10 protein-coding genes and 1 tRNA gene are annotated in these 11,962 nt (G+C 68.3%); 2 read left to right on the forward strand and 9 right to left on the reverse strand.

Features of this window, described 5'->3' with window-relative positions:
* Positions 1 to 88: 88 nt before the first annotated feature.
* Positions 89 to 739, reverse strand: a complete 651-nt coding sequence (locus M4960_RS10985; protein WP_248704233.1) for a hypothetical protein — start codon at positions 737 to 739, stop codon at positions 89 to 91.
* Between the two features lie 392 nt (positions 740 to 1,131).
* On the opposite strand from M4960_RS10985, the gene M4960_RS10990 reads away from it, so the two are divergent.
* A complete protein-coding gene (locus M4960_RS10990; protein ID WP_248704234.1) occupies positions 1,132 to 1,617 on the forward strand; it encodes a GNAT family N-acetyltransferase in 486 nt (161 codons plus the stop codon).
* Positions 1,618 to 1,715: 98 nt separating this feature from the next.
* Positions 1,716 to 4,289, forward strand: coding sequence for a DEAD/DEAH box helicase (locus tag M4960_RS10995; protein WP_248704235.1), 2,574 nt, complete (start codon positions 1,716 to 1,718; stop codon positions 4,287 to 4,289).
* 568 nt (positions 4,290 to 4,857) lie between these two features.
* On the opposite strand, the gene M4960_RS19380 is transcribed toward M4960_RS10995, so the two are convergent.
* The 8 genes from M4960_RS19380 to M4960_RS11030 all read right to left on the reverse strand — a co-directional run bounded on the left by M4960_RS19380 (position 4,858) and on the right by M4960_RS11030 (position 11,893).
* Positions 4,858 to 4,989 (reverse strand): hypothetical protein, encoded by a 132-nt coding sequence (locus tag M4960_RS19380; protein ID WP_260097048.1) that lies wholly within the window; start codon positions 4,987 to 4,989, stop codon positions 4,858 to 4,860.
* Between the two features lie 79 nt (positions 4,990 to 5,068).
* Positions 5,069 to 5,145, reverse strand: a tRNA-Leu gene (locus M4960_RS11000).
* A 72-nt stretch (positions 5,146 to 5,217) separates the two neighbouring features.
* Complete coding sequence (locus M4960_RS11005) at positions 5,218 to 6,693, reverse strand: FAD-dependent oxidoreductase (RefSeq protein WP_248704236.1); 1,476 nt, start codon at positions 6,691 to 6,693, stop codon at positions 5,218 to 5,220.
* 38 nt (positions 6,694 to 6,731) lie between these two features.
* Positions 6,732 to 7,280: a DUF501 domain-containing protein gene (locus tag M4960_RS11010; protein ID WP_111084823.1), complete on the reverse strand. Its 549-nt coding sequence runs from the start codon at positions 7,278 to 7,280 to the stop codon at positions 6,732 to 6,734.
* Positions 7,281 to 7,347: 67 nt separating this feature from the next.
* Positions 7,348 to 7,881, reverse strand: a complete 534-nt coding sequence (locus tag M4960_RS11015; RefSeq protein ID WP_111084824.1) for a septum formation initiator family protein — start codon at positions 7,879 to 7,881, stop codon at positions 7,348 to 7,350.
* A 342-nt stretch (positions 7,882 to 8,223) separates the two neighbouring features.
* Positions 8,224 to 9,507 (reverse strand): phosphopyruvate hydratase, encoded by a 1,284-nt coding sequence (eno, locus tag M4960_RS11020; RefSeq protein ID WP_123294734.1) that lies wholly within the window; start codon positions 9,505 to 9,507, stop codon positions 8,224 to 8,226.
* A 96-nt stretch (positions 9,508 to 9,603) separates the two neighbouring features.
* Entirely contained in the window at positions 9,604 to 10,848 is a 1,245-nt protein-coding gene (gene hisS, locus M4960_RS11025; protein WP_248704237.1) for a histidine--tRNA ligase, read from the reverse strand.
* A gap of 250 nt (positions 10,849 to 11,098) precedes the next feature.
* Positions 11,099 to 11,893, reverse strand: coding sequence for a MazG family protein (locus M4960_RS11030; RefSeq protein ID WP_248704238.1), 795 nt, complete (start codon positions 11,891 to 11,893; stop codon positions 11,099 to 11,101).
* Positions 11,894 to 11,962 lie beyond the last annotated feature (69 nt).

Here is an 11,962-nt window from a genome sequence, read left to right on the forward strand (position 1 = left end):
TCCCGGTGCGCGTGACGGGGAAGCGCGTTTCTCAGCATCCAAGTTCTAAGCTGATGATCGCAGCATTGCGATTGGCGGTTTCCCGTCGTCACTCGTCCGCATAAGCAAGAATCAGGGCTTCGGTGTCGTCAGGACGAATGCGATTCAGTGTCGCGATCGCAGCCAGCAGGGCCGCGTCGCTAAGCTCCGATTCGACACCGAACATCGCACGGAGAGTAGGAAGCTTCTTCAGCTCCCAGCGCGGCTCGGCCAGTGATCCGACTGCGTGTTTCACGAGCAGGTAGAGATCGCGCCCATTCTGTCGCCACACCGGAACGTCGCGAGATTTTATCTCAGGGGGAACATAAGAAGCAGCCGTAATGATGGCCCCCGCGATTTGCCCGTAGGCACGACCGAATTCGTCGCCGTTACGAGCGAAGTGGCGGCCTCGGATCCTCTCTTCCAGCACAGCGTCGGGCACGGAAGCGGGGTCGGCGGTCCGCAGCCGGTTGTCGTACTCGCTTTTCCTGAGTCGGATCGCCTCCGCTGACCCTTCGATTTCTTCAATGGCTCGTTGAACGCTTGGGCTGCGCAACACCGAAGACGCGACGCGTAAGTCATCAATCGTCTTCCGCTTTGCCTCTTTGAGATTCTTTCGCGTTGTGGCGACGAATGTCAGGATAGAGACAACCAAGGCAAGAACTGCGATGGCTGCGGACGCCCAACCGGACCACGGCCCGGAATCGGCGGGAAGCAGCACGGTCGGCGTAGGCGTTGATGTGGGGGTCGGAGTCAGCGCCGGTGGGGCTGCGATCAAGATTAGAAACACATGGACTCCTTGGACGGGGCTCGCCTGCTTTCTATCGGCGCGTCGCCACGGCGCGTTAGTCCAGGCCTCCGGACATGCGGATTTCAGGCGCCGGGCACCGGAGCGGCGTCCCTCTAGGGCGCCCAGGTTGGCCGGCCTTCCGGAAACCCCGAACCCACCTTCAGGCGTCCGCGCCCGGTGCGGCGCCGCGAGGCCCAGCGCCCGCTCGTGCGGCCAGACTTCTCCTCCTTGGCCTCGTCGGTCGAGATGACGCGTGACCGTGCGTTTCAATGTTGGCGCGAAGGATGGAGCCGCAACGCCCCTCCGTGTGGTCTGCTAGGCGCATGACCGTGCAACTTATCCGTTCGACGGATCGTCGCGAGCTGGTGTCGATGTTGAAGGACGCCAGCGATCTGCCTGCGGGCGTCGCCGACTGGTACCTCGCGGCGAAGCCGCCTCACGTGGACTTCGTCGTTCGGACCGACGCCGCGATCAAGGGCGTGATCACCGGTACGTTCGGATACGACTATCGAGACAACGTTTCGTTCGACTCACTCGATCTCCCGCCTGGGCCGCACGCGTTCTTGACTCGTATCTACGTCGCCACGAGCGCGCGTCGACAGGGCGCCGGGTCGGACTTGCTTGAGGCGTTCGTAGATGAGGCTCTCGCGCGCACATGCACCTATGTCGCGGGGGCTCTGGACCTGTCTTCGAGCCCCGCCGAGCGGGAAGCCTTTTTCAGGAAGTCCGGGTTCGCCATCACGGATGACCACATGATCGGTGCCCGCGCGGAGGAGGTCTCCAGTAGGCTCGCACGACTTCGGCGCTGACCGCCGGTTGTCCCGGCACAGGGCCGCCAGACGTGAGAATATGTCTGGTGCAGTCCCGTACGCGCATTGAGGCGCGGCCTGCCACGGAGGAGTTCACGATGGCGTTCGTCGGCAAGGCGAAAAAGGTTGCCCAGCACTTCGAGACGCCGGAGGAGATGTACCTCCGCGGAGGGCTCCCCCGAACCGGCGAAGCCGTTCCGTCGCTCTGGCTGCACCAGGGCGACGTCATCCGCGCGTATGCCGAGAAGCACCAGACGACTGCGGACCTCGCTCTGGAGCTCCCGACGGGCACCGGCAAGACGGTCCCGGGCCTGCTCATCGGAGAATGGGTGCGGCGAAAGGGAGAAGGACCCGTTCTCTACGCGACGCCCACTAAGCAGCTCGCGAAGCAGGTAGCCGCCGCGGCGAAGCGCGAGGGCGTGCCGGTCGCGCTCCTGATCGGGAGTCACACGAGCTGGGACCTCGCTGACGCGACCGCCGTAGAGAGCGGAGACGCGATCGGCGTCGTGACATACAATGCAATCTTCAACAGCAACCCGCACGTGCCCGTCCCCCGGCTCGTCGTCTTCGACGACGCCCACGCCGGCGAACAGTTCGTCGGACACGAGTACGGCGTCGACATTCGGCGGTCCGACGACGAAGACGCCTATCTGGCGCTGCTGGCCGCCCTGAAGCCTTTTATGTCCGGCCTGTTGCTCCAACGGCTTGAAGGCTCCCCCGATCCAGGCGCGCACCACCAGGTGCGGCTGATCCTCCCTGCGGCGGATCCGGACGCGCTCGCCGCGCTGGATGCGACCCTGGCCAAACTTCCGAAACCGTACAAGTTCGAACTGGCGATGGTGCGCGCAGGGCTTGCCTCGTGTCTGGTCTACCTCTCCTACGGCGGCATTCAGATACGCCCGATGATTCCGCCCACGTTCGAGAACAGGGTGTTCACCGGGGCGGGACAGCGCATCTACCTGTCCGCGACTCTCGGTGCCGGCGGAGAGCTCGAACGCGCATTCGGGCGCCGAGAAATCACCCGCATGCCGCTGCCGAGCAAGACGCCCCCTAGATCCGGCCGGCGCCTGTTCGTCTTCCCGGACCTGGTCGCCGGAGGCGACGGGACGGCCCTCACCAAGCGCCTCGTAGGTCTCACGGACAAGGCGCTGGTCCTCAGCCAGGACACCGTCGCACGCGCCCGAGCAACGGCGGAGTCGCTCGCCGGCAAGAACGTTCCCGTGCTCGGCCGCGACGAACTGGAACAGAAGGGCCTCGAGGAGTTCGCGAAAGCGAAGACCGGGGTGCTCGGACTCGCGAACCGGTACGACGGCATGGACCTCCCTGACCACGCGTGCAGAATCGTCGTCCTCGACGGCAAGCCCGACGCCGTCGGCCTGCAAGAGAAATTCCTCAGCGAACGCGCCGAAGCGAACGCGGCGCTGTCAGAACGAATCCGAACCCGGATCGTTCAGGGCGCCGGTCGAAGCACGCGAGGTCCGAATGACTACGCGGTCGTGATCGTCCGCGGCGCAGACATCACGAAGTACTTCAGCCGGCAGGACAACATCTCGGCACTCGAGCCCGAAGTTCAGGCGGAGGTGCAGTTCGGCTGGGCCAACAGCCGCGGTGCGGATCCGGACGACATCGTCCAGAACGTCGCCACGTTCCTCGCGCACGACAAGGAATGGCGAGAGAACGGCGAGGAGATGGTCTCCGAATTCCGAGAAGACGCCGTCAAGATGGAGCCCCCGGCAGCGGAGCCTCTCGGTAAGGCGGCTCCGTTTGAAGTCGACGCGTGGAACCTCGCCTACAGCGGCGACTGGATCGGGGCGAGCGGTAAGCTCCGGGAGGCGGTGGTCCACGTCGGGCCCGAAACGACCCGCGGCTACCGGGGCCTTCTGCTCTACATCGCAGGCGTCTGGTTGCACGTCGGAGCGACGGACGAAACGGAACGCGCGCGAGCGCGCGAACTCGTCCGCGAGGCGGGCCTCGCCGCGAACCGCGGAACTTGGCTGCGGGAGATGCTGCCGCTTCCGGCCGCCGACGAGGTCGATCTCGCTCCTATGGACGTGGTCGCCGTGAACGAGATCGTCGCGCGCCTTCGGGGCCGGCTGCGCCTGGGCGTCATCACGGCCGAAATCGCGGAGATGCAAGCCGCGCTCGCGCAGCAGGAGGCCGCAAGGTACGAGCGGGGCCTTACGACCCTCGGCAAGTACCTGGGGGCCTCGGCGTCGAAGCCGGAAGGGCAGGCACGCTGCGACTCCGCTTGGGAATGGGGCACCGCGCTGTGGGTCGCCCTCGAGGCGAAGTCCGAGGAGCGCGAAGACGGGCTGCTCCCCGCCAAGGACATCCGTCAGGCGAACACGCAGCTCGACCAGCTTGCCCATGACCGCGGCGCCGACCACGCTCCCGCGGGCAGCGTGGTCGTACTCCTGTCGGAACGGCTTGCGGTCGACCCTGAACATGCGTCAGGCGCCAATCCCTACGTCTACTTGACGCCGCCCGACGTGGTGCTGGGGATGGTCGGCGACGTGACCGCCGTCTGGATGAACCTTCTGTCCGCGGCGACGGGGCGCATGTCCGAAAGTGAACAAAGGAAGCATGTCCGTGCCGTCCTCAGTGACAACGGGTGCCTGCCGAGCCAGGTTGTCGACCGGCTCACCCAGACCCGAATCCGGCCAGGCGACTGACGGCCCTCCGCCTAGGGTTCCGGGCAGTCGTGCCCGTCTGGAGGATGAGCGGTGCTGTCGCGCGCACAGGAACGCTGCCAGTGAGCGTCGGCGCGCGAGACTCGGGAGCTCACTGACGAACAGCCACTAATTCCGGTGGAGCACGATCACGCTGTGCGCCGGACGTCACTCGAAGCGCACGTCCTGCTCGCGCCAAGCGATGCGCATCTCGGTGATTGAAGAGGAAGTCGCGAAGCTCTATCGACGGATCGCACTCACGCCCGAAGCCGCTGAACGCGCCCGGAACGTCGTACGCGAGGACGCGCACGTCTCGCTGGCCGACACGCTAGCATTGCGCGCCCGCTGCGCCGCAGACCTGAAAGCGCTGTCCGAGCGCGCCCGCGTGCTACTCGATGGCCACCTGTCCGGAGTCATCCCCTCCGAGCTCTACGCAGAAGAACAGGAACGCATCAGCGCGCGGTCAGCAGCCCTCTCCGAACGCATCGCAGCCTTCGACGTCCGGACAGTCGATGTCGAAGCCAACGTCGAGTCGGCCATCTATCTCGCCGAACACTGCCACGAGGCGTATTCACGAGCCAGCGACTCCGTCCGTCGGCAGTTCAACCAGGCGTTCTTCAGCCGGCTCTACATCGACGAGCACGGCCTGGCCGACGGAGAACTCGCAGAGCCCTTCACGACGGTCCTCGACTATCGCGCTCACGTCAGCAGCGAACCGTCTCCGGAAGAGAACGAACCCTTGACAGATTTTCTTTCTGTCAAGGGTTCGCATGAACTCGATTTGGTACCCCCGGTGGGACTCGAACCCACAACTCAGCGATTTTAAGTCGCGTGCCTCTACCGATTGGGCCACGGGGGCGGGCCGCAACAGCCTACCGATGCACGAAGGCGGCCACCCCGCTCGGGGTGACCGCCTTCGTGACGAGTGGTGCTACTTGGCGTCGGCCGGGGCCGTCACCGGCTCGGGGGCGTTGGAGACGTCCTTCGCGGGCTCGCCGTAGACGGGACCGGCGGCACCGGCGACCTTGCCCTCTTCCGGAGCCGGGGCCGCGGCGGGCGCGGCCGGGGCCTCGGCCGCGGGCTTCGGACGGGACGCGAAGGCCTCGAACGCAGCGCGCGGGGTCTCACGGTCGTCGAGCGACGCGATGTCGCGGCCCAGGAAGAAGCCACCGACCCAGTCGCCGATGACGCGCCACTTGCGCTCCCACGACGGCATCGCCATGCCGTGGTAGCCACGGTGCGCGCCCCACGCCAGGAAGCCCTTCATGGCGAACTTGCCGGACTGGAACACGCCGATGCCGAGACCGAGGCCCGCAACGGCGCCGAGGTTCTCGTGCTTGTAGTCGGTCGTGGCCTCGCCACGGATGGTCGCGACCAGGTTCTTCGCGAGCTGCTTCGCCTGACGGACGGCGTGCTGGGCGTTCGGCACGCAGAAGCCGCCGACGCCACCACCGGTGAGGTCCGGCACGGCTGCGACGTCGCCACAGGCCCATGCGTCCGCGATCACGCCGTTGTCGTCGACGACGCGCAGGTCGGGCTGCACGCGGATGCGACCGCGCTGCTCGAGCGGGAAGTCGGTGCCCTTGACCATCGGGTTCGCCATGACACCGGCGGTCCAGATGATGAGGTCGGACTCGATCTTCTCGATCGCGCCGTCGCTCGTCTTGAGCTCGCAGACGCCACCGACGGCCGAGGCCAGCTGGGTCTCGAGGTGCACGTTCGCACCGCGCTGCGCCAGGTTCTTGAGCACCCAGTGCGAGGTCTCGAGCGAGACCTCGGGCATGATGCGGCCCATCGCCTCGACCAGGTGGAAGCGCGTCTCGTCGAAGGAGAGCTGCGGGTAGCTCTTCAGCAGGTCGGTGACGAAGGAGCGGAGCTCAGCGAAGACCTCGATGCCGGCGAAGCCACCACCGACGACGACGACGGTCAGCAGGCGGTCACGCTCGGGACCGGCCGGCAGGTTCGCCGCCTTGTGGAAGTTCGTGAGGATCTTGTCGCGGATCGCCGCGGCTTCCTCGATCGTCTTGAGGCCGATGGCCTCGTCCGCGACACCCGGGATCGGGAACGTGCGGGACACCGCGCCGGCGGTCATGACGATCTGGTCGTAGGACTCCTCCCACGCCTCGCCCTCGGTCGGCGTGATCGTGGCGGTCTTCGTCGCGTGGTCGACCTTGGTGACCTTCGCGGTGACGACGCGGGTGTTCTTGAGGTGGCGGCGGTGCGAGACGACCGCGTGACGCGGCTCGATCGAACCGGCAGCGACCTCGGGCAGGAACGGCTGGTACGTCATGTACGGCAGCGGGTCCACCATGACGACCTCGGCTTCGCCCTGGCGAAGGTGCTTCTCGAGCTTCCATGCGGTGTAGAAACCGGCGTAACCGCCGCCGACGACGAGGATCTTGGGCACGGGGGATGATCTCCTTGGATGGGGGTTTCGGAGTCGAGTCAGACTTCGCCGCCACCCGCCCCGACTCCAGCGTCTGCACCGTCATCATACGCCCGGCACTCACACCGGGAGGGCGACCAGTCCGCGCGCTCGAGCGCGAGGTCACCGATGGGGTTGACGCCGGGTCCGGCGGCGAGGGCGTGACCGACGAGGGCGTGCAGGCACTTCACACGGGTGGGCATGCCACCGGCGCTGATGCCGACGATCTCGTCGACGTGCTCGATCGACTCGCGATCGGCCAGGTAGGACTCGTGGGCCGCGAGGTACGCGGCCGCGGTGGTGTCGTCCTCGAGCAGTGCTGCCAGCTCCGGCATCACCTGGTTGGCCTCGAGGGTGCTGACCGCAGCGGTGGCCGCGGGGTGGCACAGGTAGTAGAACGTCGGGAACGGGGTGCCGTTCGACAGTCGGGGCTTCGTGGAGACGACCGTGGGGTTGCCACAGACGCACCGTGCCGCGATCCCGATGACGTCGCGTGCCGGTCGGCCGAGCTGCGCCGACACGACCTGGACGTCGCGGTCGGAGGGCGGGTCGAAGGGAGGGGTCGTCACGGGAACGTGAGCCTACCGGAGACCCGGTACCCCGCGCACCGTCGCGCCGGACGGGTCCGGCTCGGAGCTACTTGCTCTCGCCGGTGCCCGAGACGTCCGGGGCCACGAGGTCGGCGGCGGTCTCGTCGGTGAGCCCCGACTGCAGCACGGAGGACAGCATCGCCTGCACCCAGTCCACCTTCGGCGTCTGGACCTTCGTGCTGACGGGCGTGCCGGAGTCCGTCGTCGGCGTGGTCTCGGCCTTCCGGTCCTCGGCGCCCATCACGAGGTAGCTCTCCTCGCCCGGGTACACGTAGAGCAGGCGGTCGCGCGCCTGCGCCTCGATGTACGCGGGGTCGTCCCAGCGGGCGACGTCCTTCTTCTTCTGCGTGACGTCGGCCTTCTGGCTCGCGACCTCACGCTGCTGCTGGGCGATCTGCTCCTGCTGCTGGATGAGCGTGCGGAGCGACGGGGCGAGCACCACGACGAAGAGCACGATGATCGCGAGCATCAGCAGGCTGAACCCGGAGAAGTGGATCGAGCGGTACCAGGGCTGCGCCGACGTGCTGCCGTCGGGCATCGCCACGGGGACGCGGCGGACGCGGGGCTTCTGGCTGGGCACGTCCCGACGATAACCCGACCGACGCGGTGGGAGCGCCCGGCACGCGGCCGTTCGGTGGCCTCTCAGCGACTCGTGTCGTCCGATCGATGCTGCCGGGAGGCGCGGCTCCGGTCCGCACCGTCCGGCCCGTGCCAGGAGTGGTCACGACACACCGCCCGGCGTGCGTCCGGCGGTCACGTCCTGTCGGCCAGGCCCGGCCCGGCCGACGACTCGTGACCACTCGACGCAGCGCGCGCGGCACGTCCTGACCGCTCAGCAACTCGACGCCGCGCACACGACGAGACGCCGCCCTCCCGGAGGAGGACGGCGTCTCGGTGGTGCCGGTGCTGCTGGCCGAGCTGCTTACAGTGACTTGGCGCGCGGGAAGGCCGAGCGACCGGCGTACACCGCGGCGTCGCCGAGCTCTTCCTCGATGCGGAGCAGCTGGTTGTACTTCGCGACGCGGTCCGAACGGGCCGGTGCACCGGTCTTGATCTGACCACCGTCGACCGCGACCGCGATGTCCGCGATCGTGGTGTCCTCGGTCTCGCCGGAGCGGTGGGACAGGATCGAGGTGAGGCCGTGACGGTGCGCGAGCGAGACCGCGTCGAGGGTCTCGGTGAGCGTGCCGATCTGGTTGACCTTCACCAGGATCGAGTTCGCGGCCTTCTCGTCGATGCCCCGCTGCAGACGCTTCGGGTTGGTGACGAACAGGTCGTCGCCGACGATCTGGACCTTGTCGCCGAGCTCGGCGGTCAGGTGCGACCAGCCTTCCCAGTCGTCCTCGGCCAGCGGGTCCTCGATCGTGACGAGCGGGTAGTTCGCGACGAGGTCGGCGAAGTACGCGGTGAACTCCTGGCTCGAGAGCTGCTTGCCCTCGAACGAGTACTTGCCGTCGTGGAAGAACTCGGTGGACGCGACGTCGAGGCCGACGGCGATGTCCTTGCCCGGGGTGAAGCCGGCCTTCTCGATCGCGGTCAGCAGGAAGTCGAGCGCCGCACGGTTCGACGCGAGCTCCGGCGCGAAGCCGCCCTCGTCGCCGAGGCCGGTCGCGAGGCCCTGCTTCTTCAGCTCGCCCTTGAGGGCGTGGTAGGTCTCGACGCCCCAACGGAGCGCCTCGGAGAACGACTCGGCGCCGTACGGCACGAGGAAGAACTCCTGGATGTCGACGTTGGTGTCCGCGTGGGCACCGCCGTTGACGACGTTCATCAGCGGAACGGGCAGCGTGTGCGCGTTCGGGCCGCCGAGGTAGCGGAACAGCGGCAGGTCAGCCGAGTCGGCAGCGGCACGGGCCACGGCGAGCGAGGCACCGAGGATCGAGTTCGCGCCGAGGCGGGACTTGTTCTCGGTTCCGTCGAGCTCGATGAGCGCGGCGTCGACGAGGCGCTGGTCGGTGGCGTCGAAGCCCTCGAGCGCCGGGCCGATCTCGTCGAGGACGGCGTCGACGGCCTTGAGCACGCCCTTGCCGCCGTAGCGCGAGGCATCGCCGTCGCGGAGTTCGTACGCCTCGAACGCGCCGGTGGAGGCACCGGAGGGGACGAGCGCGCGGGACACGACGCCGTCGTCGAGGAGGACCTCGACCTCGACCGTCGGGTTGCCTCGGGAATCGAGGACTTCGCGTGCGCCTACGGCATCGATCAGGGCCACGGGGTACTCCCTACACATTGGTTGTGGTGTTTGCGGGACCGATCCTAGCGAGCCGAGGTGAACACGACGTCGACCGTGACGCCCGGTGTGGACAACTCAGTCGAGCGGGCGGAACTCCACACCCTCGAGCGACGTCGTGTCGGCGACGACGGTCGCGAAGGCGGAGAACCCCTGCGCGGCCAGACCGGCGAGCAGGTTCTTCGTGTTCTTGGTGCGCCGTTCGAGCCGCACGCGCCGGTGCGATGCGAGCGCCTCGGTCTTGAGGGCCGCGAGCCGGACCGGGTCGACGTCCTTGTCGTAGACGAGCACCACGGCGTCCGACTCGGCGGACTCCGGGAGTGTCACGAGGTCGACCAGGCGCTCGAAGCCCAGCGAGAAGCCGACCGCGGGGACGTCCTGCCCGAGGAACCGACCGATCATGCCGTCGTACCGACCGCCGCCGCCCAGGCTGTAGCCGAAGTCGGGGTGCGCGACCTCGAAGATCGTGCCGGTGTAGTAGCCCATGCCGCGCACGAGCGTCGGGTCGAAGCGCAGGTCGACGCCGGGCAGCGCTTCCCGCAGGCGCAGCAGGTCGGCGAACGCCTCGGCGTCGAGCCACGCAGCCCCCTCGACCGAGGTCCAGTCCGCGGCCTCGAGCGCACGGATGGTGTCCTCGAGCCCCGGCAGCTCCTGTCCGACGGTGCTGCGGAGCTCGGCGGCGACGCCGTCCGGGCCGATCTTGTCGAGCTTGTCGACCGTGATGAGTGCGCGGTCGGCGGCAGCGGGGTCCGCGATGCCCCACGACGCCAGCAGGGTCAGCAGGATCCGCCGGTCGTTGATGCGGATCGTGGTGCCGGTCACCCCGAGCGCATCGAGCGCGGCGGTCGTGGCGCGGATGAGCTCGATCTCGGCCAGCTGCCCGGGCTCCCCCAGGATGTCGATGTCGCACTGCACGAACTGGCGGTAGCGCCCCTTCTGCGGACGCTCGGCGCGCCAGACCGGCGCGATCTGCACCGATCGGAACACTGAGGGCAGCTCGGCGCGGTGCGAGGCGTAGAACCGGGCGAGCGGCACGGTCAGGTCGAACCGGAGCCCGAGGTCAGCGAGGTCGAGCGGCGCCTGGGCAGCCTGCAGGTCCTCGGTGCTGAGCCCGCGCTTCATGACCGCGAACGCCAGCTTCTCGTTGTCGCCGCCGAGCCCGGAGTGCAGCCGTGCGGCGTCCTCGACCACGGGGGTCTCGATCTCGTCGAACCCGTGCCGCGAGTAGACGTCGCGGACGACACCGAGCACGTGCTCGCGTCGGGCCTTGTCCGCCGGGAGGAAGTCGCGCATGCCACGGGGTGCCGTCACGGTCGTCGCCATGGCGTCCAGTCTGGCAGATGCACCCTGCCGGCTTGCGCGGCATGCGTCCTACTGGCATACTGCATTCAGTACCTCGGTTCGGAGCGTGCCTGATCCACTCTCCGGACCGATCGCGTGGGCACCGTGCTGCAGTGTGCCCCGCGACCCGAGCGGGTTCTGCGTGCACACCTCTCCCTGGGGGTGTGCCCACCCGCTCACGGGCGCCCTCCTTTTTCGGGTTAGGAGGGCGCCCTTCTCTTTCCCCGCGCACTCACTCCGCGGCGCGGCCGGCTTCCTCGAGCGCAGCGACCGCCACGCGGAGACTCGCGACCGGGTCGATCCCGTCCCGCACCGCTCCGGCGACCTCTTCCAGCATCGCGATCCCCCACGCCGGGTCCACCGCCCCCGCACCGTCGGCCGGTGCCGGCGACCCGACCGATGCCCGAGCGGTCCCCGCTCCGGGTGCCGCGGCCGACGTGTCGGACGTGCCGCGGGCCTCCCGGTCAGCGACCGAGCCGAATGCGGCGGACGCGACGGACTCGGCGGACGCGACGGACTCGACGGACGCGGCGGCCACGACCGACGCGACGGCCGTGTCGGCAGCACCGTGCTCCTCCAGGCGCTCCAGCAGCTTGACGGCCCGCTCCAGTGGCGGCATCGCACGCGGGACGCCGTCGAGGGCGCTCGTCCGGGCCGACTTCTCCGCCGCCTTCGCCGCGCGCCACACCCGGACCACGTCGTCGACGGTGTCCGCGGTCTCGTCGCCGAACACGTGCGGGTGTCGACGGACCATCTTGTCGCGGACCCCGGCGGCGACGTCCTCCAGGGTGAACTCCCCCGCGCGTTCGGCGATCCCGGCGTGCAGGACGACTTGGTACAGGACGTCGCCGAGCTCCTCGCGGACGTCGTCCGGGTCGCCGTCGTCGATGGCGTCGACGAGTTCGTAGGACTCCTCGACCGCGTAGCGCGCGAGCGTGGCGTGGGTCTGCGCACGGTTCCAGACGCAGCCCCCGTCCTCGGCGAGCAGGCGGTCGACGACGGTCACGAGGTCCGGTACGGCGGTCATCGCGCCATCGTCTCACCCACGTATGCTGGTCGTGGTGTGTCGGGAAGTCTGGTCGACGGACAACCACCC

This window comes from Curtobacterium sp. MWU13-2055 (assembly GCF_023242305.1).
GTDB lineage: Bacteria > Actinomycetota > Actinomycetes > Actinomycetales > Microbacteriaceae > Curtobacterium.

What these genes read in the sequence shown, in the direction of transcription:
- M4960_RS10990 (WP_248704234.1), top strand. Translation starts at nt 1,132, where the DNA reads ATGACCGTGCAACTTATCCGTTCGACGGATCGTCGCGAGCTGGTGTCG.
- M4960_RS10995 (WP_248704235.1), top strand. Translation starts at nt 1,716, where the DNA reads ATGGCGTTCGTCGGCAAGGCGAAAAAGGTTGCCCAGCACTTCGAGACG.
- hisS (WP_248704237.1), bottom strand. Translation starts at nt 10,848, where the DNA reads ATGGCGACGACCGTGACGGCACCCCGTGGCATGCGCGACTTCCTCCCG.
- M4960_RS11030 (WP_248704238.1), bottom strand. Translation starts at nt 11,893, where the DNA reads ATGACCGCCGTACCGGACCTCGTGACCGTCGTCGACCGCCTGCTCGCC.